Consider the following 19,319-nt stretch of genomic DNA (forward strand, 5'->3'; position numbering starts at 1 on the left):
CCTGTGGGCCGCTGATGACGCGGGTTCCGCCACCTGCACATACTCCTCGACACGTCCGGCCAAGTGCCTCGGAGAAATGCGTGAGGCCACGACACGAAACGGTTGGCACACATGGTCATCCCCAGCGAGACGAAGAACGCGGCGTCCGGCACCGCGCCGCCACGGCAGCCGGCCGCCGCCGCGGGCACGAAGGCCCTCGCGCACGACGCCACGCCGGTCACCGCGCCCGACCTCACGGCGGCCACCGCGCCCGACCTCACGCCGGTCACCGCGCCCGACCTCACGGCGGCCACCGCGAACGACACCGCACCGGTCACCGTGCACGGCGTCTTCGAGCAGCGGGTCCTCGCGTCCCCGGACTCCGTCGCCGTCGACGGCGACGGAGTCCGGCTGACGTACGGCGAGACCGACCGGCTGGCGAACCGGCTGGCGCACCGCCTGAGGTCGCTGGGCGTCGGCGCCGAGGCGCGCGTCGGCGTCCTGCTGGAGCCGTCGACCGAGCTCGTCGTGGCCCTGCTCGGCATCCTCAAGGCCGGCGCCGCCTACGTGCCGCTCGACCCGGACTACCCGCCGGACCGCATCGCCCACCTGCTGCGGGACTCCGGCACCGGCATCGTCCTGACCCGGCGTCACCTCACCCCGCGCCTGGGCCCGTCCGACGTGCGCCGGATCTGCCTCGACACGCCGGAGCAGGACCTCGCCGGGCTGCCGGACGGACAGCCACCGGCCGACGTACCCGCCGACGGCGCCGCCTGCATGATCTACACCTCCGGCTCCACCGGCGTCCCCAAGGGCGTGGTCATCACCCATCGCGGACTGGCGAACCTGGCCGCCGCGGCCGCCGACGAGTTCGGACTGCGGAGCGACGACCGCTTCCTCCACCTGGCCTCCATCGGTTTCTCCGCCGCCCTGGAGGAGGTCTTCCCCGCCCTGCTCAGCGGCGCCGCCCTGCTGCCCGTCGGCTACCGACGTGCCCTGCCCAGCATTCCGCACTTCCTGGACCTGCTGCGGCGCGAGCACGTCACCGGCTTCGAGATCACCACCTCGTACTGGCACCAGCTCGTGGACGAACTCACCGAGACCGGCGAACGACTGCCCGAGTCCGTCCGGTTCGTCGTCATGGGCGGCGACCGCACCCGGCCGGACGCGGTACGGGCCTGGCGCACCACCGGCATCCCGCTGGTCCACGTCTACGGCCCGACCGAGGCCACGGCCACCGGCAGCTACCACCACACGGCCAAGGAGCACGCCGACCCGGCCGGCCGGCTGCCCATCGGCCGCGCCATCGCGCACACCCGCCTGCACCTCCTCGACGACCGCATGCGCCCGGTGCCCGACGGCGGCACCGGCGAGATCTGCATCGGCGGCGCCGCACTCGCCCGCGGCTACCACGGCGCGCCCGCACAGACCGCCGACCGCTTCGTGCCCGATCCGTTCACCGGCGACGGCGGGCGCCTGTACCGCACCGGAGACGTGGGACGCAGGCTGCCCGACGGGCAGTTCGAGTTCCTCGGCCGTGTCGACAGCCAGATCAAGATCCGCGGGTTCCGGGTCGAACCGGGCGAGATCGAGGCCGTCTTGCAGCGGCACCGGGACGTCGGCCGGGCCCTGGTGACCGCGACGGACGCGGCAGACGCCGACAAACAGCTGGTGGCGTACGTCCGTCCGGCCGACGGTGCCCGGCCCGACGAGGCGGACCTGCGCGCCCACCTCGCCGCGGCGCTGCCCGCCCACATGGTCCCGGCCCGCTTCGTCCACCTCGAAGCCGTCCCGCTCACCGGACACGGCAAGGTCGACTACGCCGCGCTGGAGCGGCTGGCCGCCGAGCAGCCCGCCGAGGGCGGGGAAGGGGTGCCCGCGGCACCGGGCACCGAGGCCGAGGTGGCCGCACTGTGGGCCGCCGTGCTGAAGCGGGACGCCGTCGGCGCCACCGACGACTTCCTCGGCCTCGGCGGCAACTCCCTGCAGGCCGCCCGGATCGTCGCCCGCACCCGCCGCCGGTTCGGCGTCGACGTGGTCCTCTCCGACCTGCTCGACGGCGGCACCGTACGCGCCCTCGCCGCCAAGGTCGACGCGCTGCGCCGACCGGCGGACGGTCCCGGAGACGGCTCCGCGACGGCCGCGGCCGGCACCGCCGAAGCCGTCGAGGCGGCCGAGGCGGAGGACCGCCGCCGCTGGAGCGCCAAACGGCGGAGCATCGAGGAGGCCCTGGCCGGACGCACCGGCCGGACGCGCACCGCACCCGTCGCGCTCTCCCAGCAGAACCTGTGGATGCTCAGCCGTGCCGCACCGGACGTCCCGCTGTACAACGAGTCGTGGCAGTGCCGCCTGACCGGGCCGCTCGACCGCACGGCCTTCGAGGAGGCCCTCGCCGACCTGGTGCGCCGTCACGAGCCGCTGCGCACCCGGTTCGGCATGCTGGACGGCAACGCCGTCCAGTACGTCGACGAGCCCGGTGAGGTCCCGCTCGTCCACCACGACCTGACCGGCGAGCCGTCCGGCGGACGGCAACGGGCGGCGGCGCTGCGCGACGACATCGTCCGCGTGCCGCTGGACCCGGCCCGGGGACCGCTGTTCACCGTTCACCTCTTCCGCCTGGACGCCGCCGAGCACCTGCTGCTGGTCCACGTGCACCACCTGGTGTTCGACGGCGTCTCCAAGGAGGTCTTCCTCGACGACCTCGCCGAGCTGTACCGGGCCCGGCGCACCGGCCGGCCGGCGGACCTGCGTGAACTGTCCTTCCAGTACGGCGACTTCGCGCTGTGGCAGCGCGGCCATCTGCGCGCCGGGCGGCTGGAGGAACTGGTGGAGTACTGGCGCGGCCGGCTGGAGCCCGCTCCGCCGCCGCTCGACTGGCCCGCGGACCGTCCGGAGCACGCCGCCGAGGACCCGCGCGGCGACAAGGTCCTGCTGCCGCTCGGTCCCCGCCTGCGGGAGCAGGTCCACGCCCTCGCCCGCGACGAACGGGTCACGCCCTACATGGTGCTGCTCGCCGCGCTGGCCGTGCAGTTGCACCGGCACAGCGGCCGGGACGACCTGTGCGTCGGCACTCCCGCCGCCAACCGGCTGCGGTCCGGCGTCGACGGGCTGATCGGCTGCTTCATCAACTCCCTGCCCCTGCGCGTACGGCTGACCCCCGGCATGACCCGGCGGGAACTGCTGCACGAGGTCAGGACCACCTGCCTCGGCGCCCTGGAGCACCAGGCGCTGCCGTTCGACCGGCTGGTGCAGGCCCTGCGTCCGCCGCGCCGGCCCGGCCACAGCCCCTACTTCCAGGTGTGGTTCGCCACCGAGGACGAGACCGTGCTGCCCCGCGAGAGCGCCGGAGTGTCCTTCTCGGACTTCCAGGGCATGACCACCGGCCTGTCCAGCGGCATGTCGAAGACGGACCTCAGCTGGATCGTCGTCGACCGCGGCCATGACCTCGTGCTGTCGCTGCTCTACCGCAGCAGCCTGTTCGACCGGACCGCCGTCCGCGCCCTCGCGGACGAGTACCGCACGATCGTGGAGGACATCGTGAACGAACCGGGAGCCGCCCTCGCCGCGGCCGCCGACACCGCCGCACGCGAGGCCGCACCGGTCGCCGAACGCCTGCTCGCCGTGTGGCGCGACGCCTTCGACCAGCAGGACATCGGAGCCGACGACGACTTCTTCGAACTCGGCGGCTACTCGATGCTGGCGATGCAACTGGTCAACACGATCCAGGAGGAGTTCGGCGTGGAGATCTCCTTCACCGACTTCTTCGAGGCGTCGACCGTCAACGGCGTCGCCCGGCTCGTCACCGACGCCGCGCCCCTGACACCCGCGGGCGACTTCGGCGGCCGGCCGGAGCAGGGCGGCGGGCCCAGCCTGGACGACATGCTCGCCGACGCCTTCAGCGACTGACGGCCGGGCGCGCGCCGCACCGGTCCGCGCCGCCGACGCGCCGCTGTCCCCGCTCGGGCCGGGCCGGGACACCGCCGTCCGGCCGGCGGCTCCCGCGTGGTCCCGGCCGGTCGGCCCGCACCGGCCGCCCGGCCCGCGGCCCCGGCCCTCCCGGCAGGACCCGGCCCGCGGCCCCGGCCCTCCCGGCAGGACCCGGCCACGCCGCACGTCCACCGACTCCGGTCCGGCCCGACGGCCCCGTCCGGCCCGGGCACCGCGGCGGCCACGCCGTACGCCCGCCGGCTCCCGATGCCGCACCCGCCACCCGGCCCCATCCGTCCGTCGGTGCCCCACCGATGACAGCGATCCGTGGAAGGACGCAGATGATCAAGCTGGCTTCCCGGCCGACCGAGGAACAGGTCGCCGCCCTGGACAACGCACCGGCCGACACCGCACCCGAACCGCACGGCACACCGGCCGACCCGCACGCACCGGTGGCGGCCGCGCTCGCCGCCCACCTGACCCTCCTGCACCGGCGCTCCCTGCAGGAACGGGTCACCGTGCACTGCCGGTGGGCAGGATCCGACGAGGACCGCGCCGGCGAGGTCGGCGTCTCCTTCGCCGACGGCCCCACCATCGGCGAGGTCGTCCAGCAGGCGGCTACCGGACTGGCCGCGCTCCTGCCGGAGGAGGAGGCGGAGCCGCCGGCCGCGGTCGACGGCGCCTTCGAAGTCCTCACCGGCGGCGCGGGACCCGACGGCACGCTGCCGGGTCCGGTCGCCGCCGTCACCGCCGACGCCGCCGACGGCCCGGCCCTCGCCCTCCGCGCCGGAAGCGGCAGCCGGCTCGCCGAGCCGGACAGGACCGGCTGGGAGGCGGCGCTCCTCGCCGCGTACCGGGCCGCCCTGACCGCACCGCACACCCCGGTCGCCGAACTCCCGCTCGGTGACGAGGCGCAGTGCGCACGATGGCTCGGCCTGGGCCGCCCCGGCCGCCCGGCGCCCCCGGCCCGCCGCATCGACGACCTGGTCGCCGCGCAGGCCGCCCGCACGCCCGACGCGCTCGCCGTCACCGGCGACGGCGAGCGGCTGACGTACCGCCGGCTGGAGGAGGAGGCCACCGCGCTCGCCGGCCGGCTGCGCGCACGCGGCGTCGACCGGGACGCCGTCGTCGCGGTGCTCATGCCGCGCTCCGTCCGGCTGGTCGTGACCTTGCTCGCCGTCCTCAAGGCCGGCGGCGCCTACCTCGCGCTCGACCCCGAGGACCCCGCCGAACGGCACCTGCGCGTCCTGGCGGACTCCCGGGCCCGCCTCCTCGTCGCCGACCCGGCCCTGACCATCGTCGTCCCCGACACGCTGCCCGTCCTCGACCCCACCGCCCCACCCACCGCCGCTGCCGCCCCCGTGCCAGTCCCGCCGGACCCGGCCGGTCCCGACGCCCTGGCCTACATCAGCTACACCTCCGGATCCACCGGAGAGCCGCGCGGCGTCGCCGTGCCGCACCGCGCCGTGTCCCGGCTGGTCACCGACCCCGACTGGATCGACGTGTCGGCCGACGACGTCTTCCTGCACCTGGCACCGGTCGCCTTCGACGCCTCCACGTGGGAGATCTGGACGCCACTGGCGCACGGCGCCCGCCTGGCCGTGGCGCCCGCCGGAGCCGTCGAACTCGACGCGCTGGCCGGCACGCTGCGGACCGAGGGCGTGACCGTGGCGTGGCTGACGGCCGGGCTGTTCCACCGGATGGCCGGCACGCACCCGGACGCCTTCGCCGGGCTGCGGCACGTCGTGGCCGGCGGCGACGTGGTCTCGCCCGGCCGCGTCGCGGACCTGCTGGCCTCCCATCCGCACCTGCTGTTCAGCAACGGCTACGGCCCCACCGAGAACACCACCTTCACCGCCTGCTGGACCACCGGCACGGCTCCCGACGGCGAGACGGTGCCCATCGGCCGTCCCGTCCCCGGCACCCACGTCGCCGTCCTGGACAGCCGGCTGCGCGCCGTGCCGCCCGGCGTCGCCGGCGAACTGTACGCGGCCGGCGAGGGCCTGGCCCGCGGCTACGCCGGCCGGCCCGGCGCGAGTGCGGAGCGGTTCCTGCCCGACGCCGTCACCGGCGCCCCGGGCGGCCGGATGTACCGCACCGGCGACCTCGCCCGCTGGCGCCCCGACGGCACGCTGGAGTTCCTCGGCCGGGCCGACCAGCAGCTGAAGGTGCAGGGATTCCGGGTCGAGCCCGGATTCGTCGAGGCGGAGCTGACCCGGCTGGACGGAGTGCGGGACGCGGTCGTCATCGGCCAGCCCGACGACACCGGCGGCAAGCGCCTCCTCGCCTACGTCGTCCTCGACGGGCAGGCGTCCGGTCCCGACGCGGCCGGGGCGCGGCTGCGCGAGCAGCTGCGCGCGACCCTCCCGGCCGCCATGCTCCCCTGGGCCGTCCTGATCCGCTCCGAACTGCCGTTGAACAAGAACGGCAAGGTGGACCGCCGGGCCCTGCCCGCCGCCACCCGCGTCCCGCGCAACGTGTGGAACCCGTTCGTCGCCCCGCGCACCGCCACCGAGCAACGGCTGGCCGACCTGTGGGGCGAGGTGCTGGGCGTCGAACCCGTCGGCGTGGAGGACGACTTCTTCGACCTCGGCGGCCACTCCCTGCTCGTCGCCGAACTGCTCGGCACGCTCAAGGACGCCTTCGAGGTCGAAGTGCCCGCCCGTGTCCTCTACCTCCAGCCGACCATCGCGGACCTCGCCGGCCAGATAGGAGACTGACGATGACCACCGCAACCGGCGTCCCCGCCGACGCACCGCCGGCCGCCCCGCGATGCCCGGTCGCCCACGCCGTGACGCCCCCGGCCGCCGGCGGCTGCCCGGTCGGCCACGGCGGCGGCATCGACCTCACCGACCCGCTGCTGCACAGCGACGGTGACGCGCACGCCGTCTGGCGGGCGATGCGCCGCCACGACCCGGTGAGCCGCCGCACAGCGCCGTCCGGCCACCCGTACTGGTCGGTGACCAAGTACGACGACGCCCAGATCGTGTTGCGCGACCACACCTTGTTCACCTCCGAGCGCGGCACCCTGCTGAACATCCTCGGCACCGACGACCCGGCCGGCGGCAAGCAGATGGCGGTCACCGACCCGCCGCGCCACGCCCGGATGCGCGAACCGCTGCAACGCGCCCTGTCCATCAAGGCGGTCGAGGCCCACCGCGAGGCGATCCGCGAGGTCGTCGTCCGGCTGATCGAGCCGATGGGCGACGGCGTCTTCGACTTCGCGGAGGCCATGGCCGACCTGCCCATGGCGGTCACCGGCACCCTGATGGGCCTGCCGGCCGCCGACTGGGCGCAGCTGACCCGGCTGACCACGGCCGCGATCGCACCGGACGACCCGGAGTTCCAGCTCGCCGACAGCCCCGAGGCCACCCTCGACACCGCGCACCGCGAACTGTTCGCCTACTTCCAGGACATCGTCCACGCACGGCAGAAGCAGACCGGCGACGACCTGATCAGCTTCCTGATGTCCATCGACCTGAACGGCCGGCGCATGTCGCTCGGCGAGATCATGTCCAACTGCTACAGCCTGCTGCTCGGCGCGAACGTCACCACACCGCACGTCGCCAGCGCGGCCATGGCCACCCAGGCCGGCACCGGAGTCCTGGAGGACTGGGCCGCCCACCCCGACCTCGCGGTGCGCGGCACCGAGGAGGCCCTGCGCTGGGCCTCGCCCGCCAACCACTTCATGCGCTACGCGGTCCGCGACGTGGAACTGCGCGGCGCGCGCATCGCGGCCGGCGACGCCGTCGTCGTGTGGCTGGGCTCCGCCAACCGCGACGAGGACGCCTTCGCCGATCCGGACACCTTCGACATCCGCCGCCGGCCCAACCGGCACGTCGCCTTCGGCGTCGGCTCCCACTTCTGCGTCGGCCACACCGTCGCCAAGGTCTCGCTGCGGCTGATGTTCACGGAAATGCTGAGCCGGTTCGAGGACTTCCGGCCGGCGGGCCCGGCACGGCGGCTGCGCTCCAACTTCGTCGCCGGCTACAGCCATCTGCCGGTCACCGCCCGCCGCCGCCGCGAGCCCGGCCCCGTCGGCTACTGACCCGCGCGCCGGCCCGCACACCGGCGCCGCCCCGACTTCCCGAGGAGACCGACCGATGCCCACCTCCGCCCGCCCGCGCACCAAGTGGTTCCTGCGCGAACCCGCACCGCGTGCCCGGGCCCGCCTCTTCGTCGTCCCGTACTCCGGATGCGGCGCCAGCATGTACCGGCAGTGGCCGGAGTTCCTCGACGACGGCGTCGAGGTCTGCGCGGTGCAGCTGCCGGGCCGCGAGAACCGGCTGCGCGAGCAACCGCACGCCACCTACGAGGCGATGGCCGACGACCTCGCCGAGGCGCTGCTGCCGTACCTGGACCGTCCCTACGGCCTGTTCGGGCACTGCGGCTCGGCGCTCGGCGCGTACGAGACGGCCGTGCGCATCGTGGAGCGCGGCCACCCGGCCCCGGCCAGGCTGTTCGTCTCCTCGCAGGTCGCGCCGCAGGACGGACCGTGCGGCCGGTTCCTCGGCATGACCGACGAGGAGCTCCTCGACGAACTCGGCCGGCTCGTCGTGGAACTCGGCGGCAAGCCCGTGCGCAGCCTGCTGGAGCTGTCCCTCGGTGTGCTGCGCGCCGACATCGAGGCCAACAAGCTGTACCACGTCGCCGAGCCGACACGGCTGCCCTGCCCGATCACCGCCATCGGCTGGCGGCAGGACGACGAGGTCCCGTACACCACGATGGGTGGCTGGCCGGTGTGCGGGGACACCACCGACGTGCTGCTGGACGGCCGGCACTACACGTTCACCGGCGCGCCCGAACCGCTGCGGCAGGTCCTGGCCGCCGGACTGGCACGCACCGGTGCCGTACCGGCCGCGTGAGAGGGAGGACAGCGACGTGAGCACCTTCGCGGGCCCGGTCCGCCCGGGCGCGGCGGACCGCTGGATCAGGCGGACCGGTCCCGAACCGGCCGCGGTCCGGCTGCGGCTGTTCTGCTTCCACTACGCCGGCGGCAGTCCCAGCATGTTCCGCACCTGGCCGCCGCTGATGCCGCAGGGCGTCAGCGTGGAGCCGGTGCTGCTGCCCGGCCGCGACGCCCGGTTCAGGGAACCGCCGTTCGACCGCATGGAACCCCTCGCCGAGGCCGTCGCCGAGGCGCTCGGACCGCGCCTCGACCGCCCGTACGCGCTGTTCGGCTACAGCATGGGCGCACAGGTCGCCTTCCACGTGGCGCACGCGCTGCGCAACTCCGGACTGCCGCAGGCCCGGGCGCTGTTCGTCGGGGCCAGTCCCGGACCGTTCCTGCAGCGCGAGGTGCCGGCCTGGGACCAGTCGGACGAGCACCTGGTCGCCTACCTGCGGGACATGGGCGGCACGCCGCAGCACGTACTGGACGACCCCGATCTGCTGGCCCTCATGCTGCCCACCCTGCGCGCCGACCTCACCACGGTCGCGACCTGCCCGTACACGCCGCGCCCGGCCCTCGGCATGCCCGTGCACGCCTTCGCCGGACAGGACGACCCGTCGGCGTCGCCGGAGCGGATGCGGGCCTGGCAGCGGGAGACGGACGCGGCGTTCCGGCTGACCGTCCTGCCGGGCGGCCACTTCTTCCTCAACGACCACCTGCCCGCCGTGGCCGGTGCCGTCCACGACCGCCTGCGGGAGCTCACCGCGGTGTGAGGGACCGGCAACGACGGGCAACGGTGCAGGTCATCGCGGGCCGGAGCCGGCCCGGCCGGGCCGTGATAGCGGCCGGGACGCACGCGATAGTGGCGTGATGGCGGTCACTCCTAACGTCGGTGTCACCGGTCGGACGGAACCGGCGGTGACATCGACGAACGGGGAGAAGGCCATGAAGGCAGCACACAGGCGGCACACCGGTTGTTTCGTACTGCTTCTGCTCCTCGCACCGGTCCTCGGGACCGGTACGGCGCAGGAGGACCGGGACAGGACCGTCGTGGCGGTCACCGCCCCGCAGGACAGAGCGGCGACGGCCGTGCGGCAGGCCGCCGCGCCGACCGACTCGGACACACCGTGGGGACCGTGACCGCCGCGGCCCGCGCCCGGCGTCACACCGGGCCGACGGTCCGCAGCAGCTCGCGGGCGCGCCCGGCCGCCCCGGTCATGCCGAACTCCTCGAACGAGGGCAGCGCCCGGCCCAGATGACGTGCCGCCTGGTGCCGGTCGCCCAGCTCCACCAGCACCTCCGCCAGATCGAGCCGCGCCTGTGCCCCGGTGCGCTCGTCCCGCAGCCGCTCGTGGCACTCCAGCGCCTCCAGCAGCCGCTCGCGGGCCGCCTCGGTACGGCCGAGGCGGTGCTCCACGACGCCGAGGCGGTGGGCGATCCGGGCCCGGCCGTTGATGTCCTGGACGGCCCGCACCCGCTCCAGCAGTTCCCCCAGCGTGGCCTGCGCCTCCTCCAGCCGGCCCTGACGCAGCAGCAACTCACCCAGCCGGTAGCGCAGTTGCACCTCGATCCGGCCGCCGCCCGCGGCGCGGCACACCTCCAGCGCCGCCTTGATCCGCCGGCCGGCCTCGTCCTCGTCGCCGTGCACCAGCGCGATGTGGCCGAGCTGGCCCAGGACGTGCGCCTGACCGGTGAGGTCGCCGTGCGCGCGGAAGCCCTCCAGCGCCTGGCCGTAGAGCTCGGCGGCAGCCGCGACATCGCCGCCGATGTGGTCGAGCAGCGCCAGGTTGCGACGGGCGAGCGCCAGACCGTGCAGGTCACCGAGCTCCTCGAAGGCCGCCGCGGCGGGCTCCAGACGGGCCCGGGCCTGCGGCAGCCGGGACCGGCTCAAATGCAGCGAACCGAGCGAGCACTGCAGGGCCGCCTCGCCGCGCCGCAGGCCCGCCCGGCGCACCGCCTCCAGCGCGATGTCGTGCGTGCGCTCCCAGTCGTCGAAGTAGCAGCGGGCCTCGAACAGCGTCACCAGGGACACCGCGAGGTCCCAGCACGTCTCCGGCAGTTCGGCGGCTGCTGCCGCGGACACCGCCGAGACGAGGTGGCCGTGCTCGGCCTCCAGCCACCGCAGCGGGTCGGCGAGCAGTCCCTGCGTGTGCCGCTCCGGCAGCGGCCACCGTGTGCCGGTGCCGTGCAGCACGGTGAAGTCACCGCCGTACAGGCGGCGGTGGGCCTCGGCGGTCAGGGCCAGCCAGCCGCCGGTGAGCCGTTCCACGGCGGCGCGGCGGTCCTCGTCGGCGTCCTCGTGCTCGAGCCGCTCACGGGCGAAGAGCTTGATCAGTCCGTGGAAGCGGTAGCGCGGACTGGAGTCGGCGTCGATGCCGGAGATCTCCAGCATCTGTGTGTCCACCAACTGCTCCAGCAGGTCGCCGGCGCCGTAGACGTCCATGTCCAGCAGCGCGGCGGCCGTCCAGGTCGGGAAGGCGGGGCCGTCGATCAGGCTGAGCAGGCGCAGCAGCCGGCGGGCGTCGGGGTCGAGGCCGTCGTAGGTCATGGCGAGGGAGGCCCGCACCATCATCTCGCCGTGGGCCAGTTCGTCCAGACGGCGCCGTTCGTCGGAGAGCCGCTCCAGCATCCACCCGAGCGACCAGTGCCGGCGTGCCGCCAGACGCGCGGCGACGATCCGCAGCGCCAGCGGCAGACCGCCCACCAGCCGCACCAGTGCCCGCGCCGCCTCCGGTTCGGCCTCCACCCGGTCCCGGCCGATGACCTCGCGGAGCATGGCGACGGCCTGCGCGGCGTCGAACGCCTCGACCTCGATGACCCGGGCACCGGCCAGTCCGGCCAGCCGGGACCGGCTGGTGACCAGGACCGCGCTGCTGGAGGATCCGGGCAGCAGCGCGTTCAGGTCGCGGCCGTCGACGGCGTCGTCCAGGATGACCAGCGCCCGCCGTCCGGCCAGTGACTGCCGGTACAGCTCGGCCCGTTCGTCCAGCGTCTCCGGCACCGCCTCGCCCGGCACGCCGAGCGCCCGCAGGAAGCGGCCGAGCACGTCCTCGGCGGTGGCCGGTGCGGCGCCGGACGCGCCCAGGTCGCGGTAGAGCTGGCCGTCCGGGAAGGCCGATTCCGCCAGCTGGTGCGCCACGTGCACGGCGAGTGCGCTCTTGCCGGCGCCCGCCGCGCCGGAGAGCACCACGATCCGGGTCGCGGTGCCGCCGTCCGCCGACAGGAGCGCGCCGATCTCCTCGATCTCGCGGGTGCGGCCGGTGAAGTCGGCGATGTCGCGCGGGAGCTGGAAGGGCGCCAGGGCCGCCCGGGCCGGGTCGTCGTCCTTCGGTGCCGGCGGCGCGGACGAGCTGTCCGGCAGCAGCAGCCGGGGATCGGCGGAGAGAATGGCCGATTCCAGCTCTTGCAGGTCGTTGCCCGGGTCCAGGCCCAGTTCCTCCACCAGCGTCTCGCGTCCTCGGCGGTAGACCTCCAGCGCCTCCGACTGGCGGCCGGACCGGTACAGCGCGAGCATCAGCTGACCGCGCAGGCGTTCGCGCAGCGGGTGCTCGTCGACCAGCAGTGTCAGCTCGCCTATCAGCGCGTGGTGCCGGCCGAGCCGCAGGCCGACGTCGGCCAGGGCCTCGCGGGCGCTCAGCCGGGCCTCGTCCAGCTGGGCCGCGGCCGTCTGCAGCACCCGGCTGGTGGTGCCGCTCAGCGCGGGTCCGCGCCACAGCGCGAGCGCTTCGCCCAGCAGCCTCGAGGCCTCCAGGTCGTCGCACCGTGCGACCGCGGCGTCGGCCGCGGCGCGCGCCGCGGTGAAGGCGGTCAGGTCGAGCTGGTGGTCCGCGACGCGCAACCGGTAGCCGGGCGCCTGCGTTTGAATCGTTTCTTCACCACGTGCGCGGTCGAGTCCCGCACGCAGTTGGGACACACAGATCTGGATCTGCGTCCGGGCCGTGCGCGGCGGTTCGTCCTCCCAGACGATGTCGATCAGCCGGTCCACCGAGACGACCCGGTTCGCCTCCAGGAGCAGGGCGCCCAGGACCGTCTGCTGCCGGCCCGGTGGAATGCGCAGGGTGCCGCCCTGCGCATCGCGGACCTCCAGCGGGCCGAGAAGTCCGTACACGAGGCACGACGTCCGGAGGCTCGTCTGCGACATGGGCGATCCGTTGACCCTTCATCCGTCGGAGCGCCGGAGCCGTCCGGCGACACGGCGGCATGCACCGGTACCGGAACCGGCCGCAGTACGGCGTCGTGCGGCAGCCGGGCCAGTCTACGTGGGCGGGTCGACCCGGTAGTAGGTCTTCTGAGACAGCAGCAGTCCACTGGGCGCCAGGGCGAACACCTCGCAGAACTCCGCGTCCACCCACCGCCCGTGCAGCGCGTCGCCCCGGTAACGGCCCACGGCGGCCACCGTGTTGCCCGACGCGACGACCTGCGCCACCGCGCAGGACATGCTGCCGCCGCTGAGCTGCCGGCCGCGCAGCGCCCCGACCGCCTCCCGGCCGCGCACCGTGCCGCCCGGGCCGTCGACGCTCATGTCACCGTCCAGGAGGGACAGGTAGCCGTCGATGTCGCGCGCGGCCAGGTACGCGTACTGCAACCGCACATGGTCCACTCCGGCGGCCGGCAGGCCCGCGGGCGGTGGCGCCGGTCGGTACGGGTCCTCCACTGGCATGGCGCTTCCTCTCTTCCGTCGCTGCCCCCGCCAGCGTGGCGCCGGCCCCTTACCGGCCGCTATCGGCCCGCTATCGCCGCGCTGCAGTCCCGGCCGATGGCGCCGCGATAGCGGGGCCACGGATGCTGACCGGCGTCGAAGACCTCCAACTCAGAGGGAGTCGGTACAGACATGGCGAACCAACAGGTGGCCGAGGCGCACCCCGTCTCCGACCTGGTGCGTACGGTGATCATCCACGACGATCCGCTGCAACGCGCCGGCATCCGCTCGCTGGCACAGGCTTCGTCCGTCATCGATGTCGTGGGCGACTACGGATCGGTGCACGCCTTCACCGGCGGGATACGGCGGCCCGACGTCCTGCTGGTGGGCGCGCGGCAGTTGCCCGACCGGCCGGAGGCCGTCACCCCGGCCGCGGGCCGGACCGGGCAGGCACGGACGCCGGCCGTGGTGGTCGTGATGCGGCCGGACGACACCACGGCGCTGCGCAGCGCCGTGATGCAGACCGTCCACGGGTACGTCGATCCGAGCACCGGCGAGCAGGACATCGGTGCCGCCGTGCTGGCGGCCTCGCGCGGCCGGACCTTCCTGTCCTCCTCGATCGCCGAGGTCCTCGTCGGCTGGGCCGCCTCCCGGCTGACCCGGCAGCGCGTCAGCCCGTCGGAGGCGCTGGAGGAGCTGACCGCGCGTGAGCGCGAGGTGCTGGTGGCACTGGGGGAGGGGATCACCAACGCGCAGATCGCCCGGCGGCTCTACATCCAGGAAGCGACCGTGCGCAGCCACGTCTACCACATCCTGACCAAGCTCGGCCTCGGCACCCGGACCGAGGCCGTGCTGCTCGGTCACGGTCTCGGCCCGGACTGGCGGTGAGCCGGCGGCCGCCCGCCCGCACGCGGCCGCCCGCCCGTGCCGCCCGCCTCTGCGCCGGGCCCGGCCGCCGTGGCGCACGTTTCTCCGGCCGGCCCCGGCTTCCTCGGCGCCCGTCTCCTTGGCGGCGCCCCTTCACCGCCGCCGCGTCCGGCCGCTCACCGGGCCGTGTCGCCGAAGAAGTCGGGCAGCGTCAGGAGCAGTCCGTCCTCGGCCGCCGTGCGGTACACGTGATGCCCGACGGCCAGGTCCAGCACGCCGAGGCCGAACGGAGAGAACACCGTGGGCCGGCCCGCGTCGAGCCGCACCTCGCCGCGCAGCACCCCGGCCAGCGTGCCGGTGACGAAGTCGCGTCCGCCGGTGAGCTGTTCGGCCAGGTGCGGAGAGGTCGCCGCCTTCAGGCAGTGCTCGACGTCGTCGAGGACGTTGTCCGCCCCGAGGAGCAACTCGGGGGCCAGGTCGCGCAGCGACAGGTTGAGCACCAGCTGCCCGGCGCGCAGCGCGTGCTCCGGGGCGTGGATGTACGGCGCCGGAGCGGTGGTGGCGAGCACGACCAGGTCGCAGTCCAGCGCGTCGGACAGCGTGCCGGTGCGGGCGTCGCCGCCGTGCGTGCGCCGCAGGTGGTCCACGAGACGGTCGGCGGAGGCAGCGTCGAGATCGTGGCAGCGCACCTCGGGCAGCCCGCCGCGGGTGGCGGCGAGGTAGCGGCACACCGTGCGGGCGATGGGACCGGCGCCGACCACGCCGACGCGCCGCACCGTGTCCGGGCCCAGCGCGGCCGCCGCCAGCGCCGCGGAGGCCGCCGTCCGCGCGGCGCTGATGGCGGCCGACTCCAGCAGAACCAGCGGGAATCCGGTCTCGAAGTCGTTGAGGACCAGGACGGCGGAGGCACGCTGCAGCCCCGAGCGCACATTGTGCGGGAAGCTCGCGATCCACTTGATGCCGGCGACGCCCGCCTTGCCGCCCAGGTAGGCGGGGAGCGCGATGATGCGCGCCTCCGGCTTCTGCGGGAACCGCAGGAAGTAGCTGTCCGGGTTGACGCTGTCGCCGTCGTGGTGGGCCAGGTAGGCCTCCCGCACCAGGTCGACGACGCGCGCCTCCCGGCCGTCCAGGACCTGGGCGACCTGCGGTCCGGTGATCACGGAGAACTCAGGCATGGTTGATCAGCTCGTCCTTCCGGAGTGCGGGCAGCGGCCGGTCGGCGGCGGGCGCGTCGTCGAGCACCTCGGGACCGTAGCGGTCCGTCACCCAGTCGTCGTTGTAGATGGTGTCGAGATAGCGGTCGCCGAAATCCGGCGAGAGGGCCAGGACCCGGCTGCCGGCCGCGATCGCCGGAGCGAGCCGTGCGACCGCCGACAGGACCGTGCCGGTGGATCCGCCGACCAGCAGCCCGTAGCGCCGGGCGACCCGCCGGCAGGTGCGCACCGTGTCGGTCTCCGGTATCACCACCTTGGTGAAACTGCCGTCGTCGCGCAGCAGTCGGGACGGCCGGCTGCTGCCCAGGCCCGGGATGTGCCGTACGGCGGGCGCCGAGTGGAAGGTGACCGAGCCGACCGTGTCGACCGCCACGATCCGGGTCGGCGCACCGAGCGCCTGGAAGGCCTGCACACAGCCCATCAGCGTCCCGGCCGTGCCGGTGCCGACGAACAGCCAGTCCGGCAGGCCGAATCCGGTGATGATCTCCACGGCGGTGGTGTGCCGGTGCGTCGCCGGGTTCGCGGGATGCGCGTACTGGTCGGTCCACACCAGCGCCGGGTCGGCCGCCAGCATGCGCCGCACGCACTCGATGCGCGTCTGCAGATAGCCGCCGTTGGCGTCCCGTTCGGTCACGACGACCACCTCGGCGCCCAGGGCCCGCATCGCGCGGACGCCGGCGTCGTTGGCGTTGGGGTCGGTGACCAGGGTCAGCGGATAGCCCTTCGCGGCGCACACCGACGCCAGCGCGATGCCGAGGTTTCCGGACGTCGACTCGATCAGCGCGCTGCCGGGCCCCAGCCGGCCGCTGCGCTCCAGCGCCTCGACGAGACCCCGGGCGGTCTTCAGCTTGATCGAGCCGGCCGCGTTCATGCCCTCGATCTTCACGGTCGTGGCGAACGCGCCCGCGAAGTCCGGCAGTGAGAGGAAGGCGTGTTCACTGAACAGCTCGAAAGCGTGGTCGGCTATCACTGCATTCCTTTCGACCCGCGCGCCGGTCAGGAGGGTGCGTTCGTGCGCGGTGGAATCGGCGAACGCGGGACGGTGCGGAAAAGACGATAGAAGGCGGCCCCCGGCCGTGGCATCAGCGGCCCGGTGCACCGACCTGTGCGTCATTCGTTGAGTACCTCCGTCGAATTCCTCAGCGATGCGCTGATTTATCGCGACGGTGTGGCGAAAACCTTGACCTTTCCGCGCGGCGCCGAAAAGGCTGGGCCGCTGCCATGCATCCCGCTGCCACGTGCCCGAAAGGTCTTCTCATGCCTGTGCTGGATTCCCACGACGTGGACGTCGAAAGCCGCCGAGCGCTCGTGACGGCGGCCGAGGAGCTCGCCGCCGGCGGTCTGCTCGGCGACTCGGTGCTCGCCGACCCGGCCGCCCGGCTGCCCGAACCGCTCGCCGAGCGGCTGGCCGACGTGCTGCGGCCGCCGGCGCCCGGCGTCGGCCACCGCGTCGTGCGCGGCCTCTTCGCCGGTTTCACCGATCCCGGACCCACTCCGCTGCACTGGCGTGAGACCGACCGCGAGCGGTGCGCGGCGCTCGACATCGCGCTGGTGCTGGTCGCGGCCCGGTTCGGGCGCGTCTTCGGCTGGACCGACCAGCAGGACGGACGGATCGTGCACAACATCGTGCCGAGCCCCGGCTGCGAGGCGATGCAGATCGGCTCCAGCAGCACCACCGAGCTGGCCTGGCACACCGAGGACGCCTTCCACCCGGACCGCGCCGACCTCCTGCTGCTGGTCTGCGTCCGCAACCCCGACGGCATCGGAAGCCGCCTGTCCACCGTCTCCAGCGCCGGACTCGACGAACGCGACATCCGGCACCTGCTCCGGCCGGAGGTGGCGATCCTGCCCGACGACAGCTACGAGGACGACACCGCCGCCGCGCGTGAACCCGTCGGCATGGCGACGCTGTGGGAGCGCGAGGGCAGTCTCGGGCTCCGCTACGACCCGTCCTACTCCCGGCTGCTCACCGACGACGAGGAGTTCCGGGACGCCTACGGGCGGCTGGGCAGGGCGCTGGAGGCCGGAAGTTTCGGCGTGCCGCTCGCGCCGGGCGACCTCGTCGTCATCGACAACGACGCCGCCGTCCACGGCCGTACCGCCTTCCGGCCGCGCTACGACGGCACCGACCGGTGGCTCAAGCGGATCCTGGTGCGCTCGCCACGGCAGCGGCCGGCCCGCGAAAGCCTGGAACACGGCTACGGGCAGCGGCAGGTGGACGCCCACGGCGGCCGGCCGGTGCTGCGGGTGTGACGACCGAACGCGCGAGGGGCCGTCGCACGGCGTGCACCGTGCGACGGCCCCCTCGCGCGTGCCACCGCCGCGGCGGCGCCACGGCTGGCTCAGTAACCCCGGGCGAGGTCCACGACGTTGCGCAGCGCGAGGCCGGAGCGGTGGCGGGCGATGTTGTCCAGCACCAGCCGCAGGCAGCGCCGGGCGGTTTCCGCGGTGGTGTCGGCGCAGTGCGGCGTGACCAGCACGCCGGGCGTCGACCACAGCGGTGAGGAGGCCGGCAGCGGCTCGGTGGCGAACACGTCGAGCGCCGCGCCGGCGGGCCGGCCGCCGGGCAGCGCCTCGATCAGCGCCTGTTCGTCGACCACCGGACCGCGCCCGACGTTGACCAGGAACGCACCCGGCCGCAGCAGCGCCAGCTGGCGGCGGCCGACCATGCCGCGGGTCAGGCCGGTGAGCGGGGCGCAGACCACCAGCAGGTCCAGCCCGTCGTAGAACCGCTTCCACTCCCGCGGCCCGTAGGTCTCGCCGACCTCCGGCACCGGTGCCGTGCCGCGCCGCAGCCCGACGACCTCGGTGCCGAACGCGCCGAGCAGCCGTGCCGTGTGCCGGCCCAGGTCGCCGAGCCCGACGACGCCGGCCCGCAGTCCGCCCAGCTCCCGGGCGGTCTCGGGCCGCCAGTCGGCGGTGCGCTGCGCGGCCATCAGGCCGGGCAGCCGCTTGAGATGGGCCAGTGTCACCGCGACGACGTGCTCGGCCACCGCCCGCCCGTGCGTGCCGGCACCGTTGGTGACGGTGACGTCGCCGCGCGCGGCCAGCGCGGCGAGCACCTCGGGCGGCAGTCCGGACGACGTGGTGTGCAGCCAGCGCAGCGACGGCTGCGCGGCGACGAACCGGGCCAGCCGGTCCGGTGCGCAGTCCCAGACGAGCGCCGCCGTGCAGTCGCCGTCCTCGTCGGCCTCCGGGTCGCCGTGGGCCGGGGCCTCGGTGAGCTCGGCCTCCGGCCAGGCGGCCGAGACGTCCTCGGCCGCGCGGCCGGCCGGCATGCCGAACGTCCGGACGCGGACGCGCCTGTCCACGGCCGGTCAGCCGGCCGCCGCGTCGGCGTGCCGGCGCACGCTCAGCGGCCGCATGTCCGTCCACACCCGCTCGATGTGCTCCAGGCACGCCTCACGGCTGCCGGACGGGCCGCCGGAGCGCCAGCCCGCCGGCAGGTCGCGGTCGGCGGGCCAGATCGAGTACTGCTCCTCGTCGTTGACCACCACGTGGAATTCCGGGGTCTGCTGGTTCTCGGACACGTCGGTTTCCTTTCCTGCGGGCTGTCCCTCTGGTGCGTACTCAACTCTCGGGCATTTTCCTCGGATCGAGCCTAATGGCGGAGGAGAAACCGTCGACCGTGCCCGGTGCAGCGCCGTCTGCCTGTTTTGTTGAGGCGTTCTGCACACCGCGTTGAAACCGTTGCGCGACGTGTGGTGACACGATCGGAGAAACGCTCATTGACCGGCACGGTCGCCGATCCATACGGTCGTCGGGAAAAGCGGGAACCTGCCACCAGGTGAGATCCGGCCCG

General features: G+C 74.3%; 14 protein-coding genes. 8 read left to right on the forward strand and 6 right to left on the reverse strand.

Annotation, left to right across the window (positions count from 1 at the left end):
• Window positions 1–111 precede the first annotated feature (111 nt).
• From FGW31_RS31295 to FGW31_RS31320, 6 genes are all read left to right on the forward strand, one after another.
• Window positions 112–3,885 (forward strand): non-ribosomal peptide synthetase, encoded by a 3,774-nt coding sequence (locus FGW31_RS31295; RefSeq protein WP_142196913.1) that lies wholly within the window; start codon window positions 112–114, stop codon window positions 3,883–3,885.
• A gap of 362 nt (window positions 3,886–4,247) precedes the next feature.
• Window positions 4,248–6,626: a non-ribosomal peptide synthetase gene (locus FGW31_RS31300; protein WP_233452598.1), complete on the forward strand. Its 2,379-nt coding sequence runs from the start codon at window positions 4,248–4,250 to the stop codon at window positions 6,624–6,626.
• Window positions 6,627–6,628: 2 nt separating this feature from the next.
• The gene (locus FGW31_RS31305) at window positions 6,629–7,954 is read left to right on the forward strand and encodes a cytochrome P450 (RefSeq protein ID WP_142196914.1); all 1,326 of its coding nucleotides are present in this window, start codon (window positions 6,629–6,631) and stop codon (window positions 7,952–7,954) included.
• A gap of 55 nt (window positions 7,955–8,009) precedes the next feature.
• The gene (locus tag FGW31_RS31310) at window positions 8,010–8,771 is read left to right on the forward strand and encodes a thioesterase II family protein (protein ID WP_142196915.1); all 762 of its coding nucleotides are present in this window, start codon (window positions 8,010–8,012) and stop codon (window positions 8,769–8,771) included.
• A 16-nt stretch (window positions 8,772–8,787) separates the two neighbouring features.
• Window positions 8,788–9,570 carry a thioesterase II family protein gene (locus FGW31_RS31315; protein ID WP_202431461.1) on the forward strand — a complete coding sequence of 261 codons (783 nt, stop codon included), beginning with the start codon at window positions 8,788–8,790 and terminating at the stop codon, window positions 9,568–9,570.
• 172 nt (window positions 9,571–9,742) lie between these two features.
• A complete protein-coding gene (locus tag FGW31_RS31320) occupies window positions 9,743–9,937 on the forward strand; it encodes a hypothetical protein (RefSeq protein WP_142196916.1) in 195 nt (64 codons plus the stop codon).
• A gap of 22 nt (window positions 9,938–9,959) precedes the next feature.
• On the opposite strand, the gene FGW31_RS31325 is transcribed toward FGW31_RS31320, so the two are convergent.
• Together FGW31_RS31325 and FGW31_RS31330 are read right to left on the reverse strand one after the other, a co-directional pair.
• Window positions 9,960–12,938, reverse strand: a complete 2,979-nt coding sequence (locus FGW31_RS31325) for an AfsR/SARP family transcriptional regulator (protein ID WP_142196917.1) — start codon at window positions 12,936–12,938, stop codon at window positions 9,960–9,962.
• Window positions 12,939–13,052: 114 nt separating this feature from the next.
• Window positions 13,053–13,457: a nuclear transport factor 2 family protein gene (locus FGW31_RS31330; protein ID WP_142196918.1), complete on the reverse strand. Its 405-nt coding sequence runs from the start codon at window positions 13,455–13,457 to the stop codon at window positions 13,053–13,055.
• Window positions 13,458–13,628: 171 nt separating this feature from the next.
• On the opposite strand from FGW31_RS31330, the gene FGW31_RS31335 reads away from it, so the two are divergent.
• Window positions 13,629–14,324: a LuxR C-terminal-related transcriptional regulator gene (locus tag FGW31_RS31335; RefSeq protein WP_142196919.1), complete on the forward strand. Its 696-nt coding sequence runs from the start codon at window positions 13,629–13,631 to the stop codon at window positions 14,322–14,324.
• Between the two features lie 155 nt (window positions 14,325–14,479).
• Here FGW31_RS31335 and sbnB read toward each other — a convergent pair whose 3' ends face one another.
• Both sbnB and sbnA read right to left on the reverse strand, forming a co-directional pair.
• Complete coding sequence (sbnB, locus tag FGW31_RS31340) at window positions 14,480–15,478, reverse strand: 2,3-diaminopropionate biosynthesis protein SbnB (RefSeq protein ID WP_142196920.1); 999 nt, start codon at window positions 15,476–15,478, stop codon at window positions 14,480–14,482.
• Window positions 15,471–16,487 carry a 2,3-diaminopropionate biosynthesis protein SbnA gene (gene sbnA, locus FGW31_RS31345; protein ID WP_233452599.1) on the reverse strand — a complete coding sequence of 339 codons (1,017 nt, stop codon included), beginning with the start codon at window positions 16,485–16,487 and terminating at the stop codon, window positions 15,471–15,473. Before sbnA ends, sbnB begins: the two co-directional genes overlap by 8 nt.
• Window positions 16,488–16,774: 287 nt before the next feature.
• Between sbnA and FGW31_RS31350 the strand changes: the two genes are divergently transcribed.
• Window positions 16,775–17,770, forward strand: a complete 996-nt coding sequence (locus tag FGW31_RS31350; RefSeq protein WP_142196922.1) for a TauD/TfdA family dioxygenase — start codon at window positions 16,775–16,777, stop codon at window positions 17,768–17,770.
• 89 nt (window positions 17,771–17,859) lie between these two features.
• Here the strand turns inward: FGW31_RS31350 and FGW31_RS31355 are convergent, their stop codons facing one another.
• Both FGW31_RS31355 and FGW31_RS31360 read right to left on the reverse strand, forming a co-directional pair.
• Window positions 17,860–18,828: a D-2-hydroxyacid dehydrogenase gene (locus tag FGW31_RS31355; protein WP_142196923.1), complete on the reverse strand. Its 969-nt coding sequence runs from the start codon at window positions 18,826–18,828 to the stop codon at window positions 17,860–17,862.
• A gap of 6 nt (window positions 18,829–18,834) precedes the next feature.
• Window positions 18,835–19,047, reverse strand: coding sequence for an MbtH family protein (locus tag FGW31_RS31360; protein WP_142196924.1), 213 nt, complete (start codon window positions 19,045–19,047; stop codon window positions 18,835–18,837).
• Window positions 19,048–19,319 lie beyond the last annotated feature (272 nt).

This window comes from Streptomyces calvus (genome assembly GCF_006782915.1).
GTDB classification, from domain to species: domain Bacteria; phylum Actinomycetota; class Actinomycetes; order Streptomycetales; family Streptomycetaceae; genus Streptomyces; species Streptomyces calvus.

Bases quoted from the DNA above. Each gene is read 5' to 3' on its own strand.
- FGW31_RS31330 (WP_142196918.1), bottom strand. From the start codon at position 13,457: ATGCCAGTGGAGGACCCGTACCGACCGGCGCCACCGCCCGCGGGCCTG.
- FGW31_RS31300 (WP_233452598.1), top strand. From the start codon at position 4,248: ATGATCAAGCTGGCTTCCCGGCCGACCGAGGAACAGGTCGCCGCCCTG.
- FGW31_RS31305 (WP_142196914.1), top strand. From the start codon at position 6,629: ATGACCACCGCAACCGGCGTCCCCGCCGACGCACCGCCGGCCGCCCCG.
- FGW31_RS31350 (WP_142196922.1), top strand. From the start codon at position 16,775: ATGCCTGTGCTGGATTCCCACGACGTGGACGTCGAAAGCCGCCGAGCG.
- FGW31_RS31295 (WP_142196913.1), top strand. From the start codon at position 112: ATGGTCATCCCCAGCGAGACGAAGAACGCGGCGTCCGGCACCGCGCCG.
- FGW31_RS31310 (WP_142196915.1), top strand. From the start codon at position 8,010: ATGCCCACCTCCGCCCGCCCGCGCACCAAGTGGTTCCTGCGCGAACCC.
- FGW31_RS31335 (WP_142196919.1), top strand. From the start codon at position 13,629: ATGGCGAACCAACAGGTGGCCGAGGCGCACCCCGTCTCCGACCTGGTG.
- FGW31_RS31320 (WP_142196916.1), top strand. From the start codon at position 9,743: ATGAAGGCAGCACACAGGCGGCACACCGGTTGTTTCGTACTGCTTCTG.
- sbnB (WP_142196920.1), bottom strand. From the start codon at position 15,478: ATGCCTGAGTTCTCCGTGATCACCGGACCGCAGGTCGCCCAGGTCCTG.
- FGW31_RS31325 (WP_142196917.1), bottom strand. From the start codon at position 12,938: ATGTCGCAGACGAGCCTCCGGACGTCGTGCCTCGTGTACGGACTTCTC.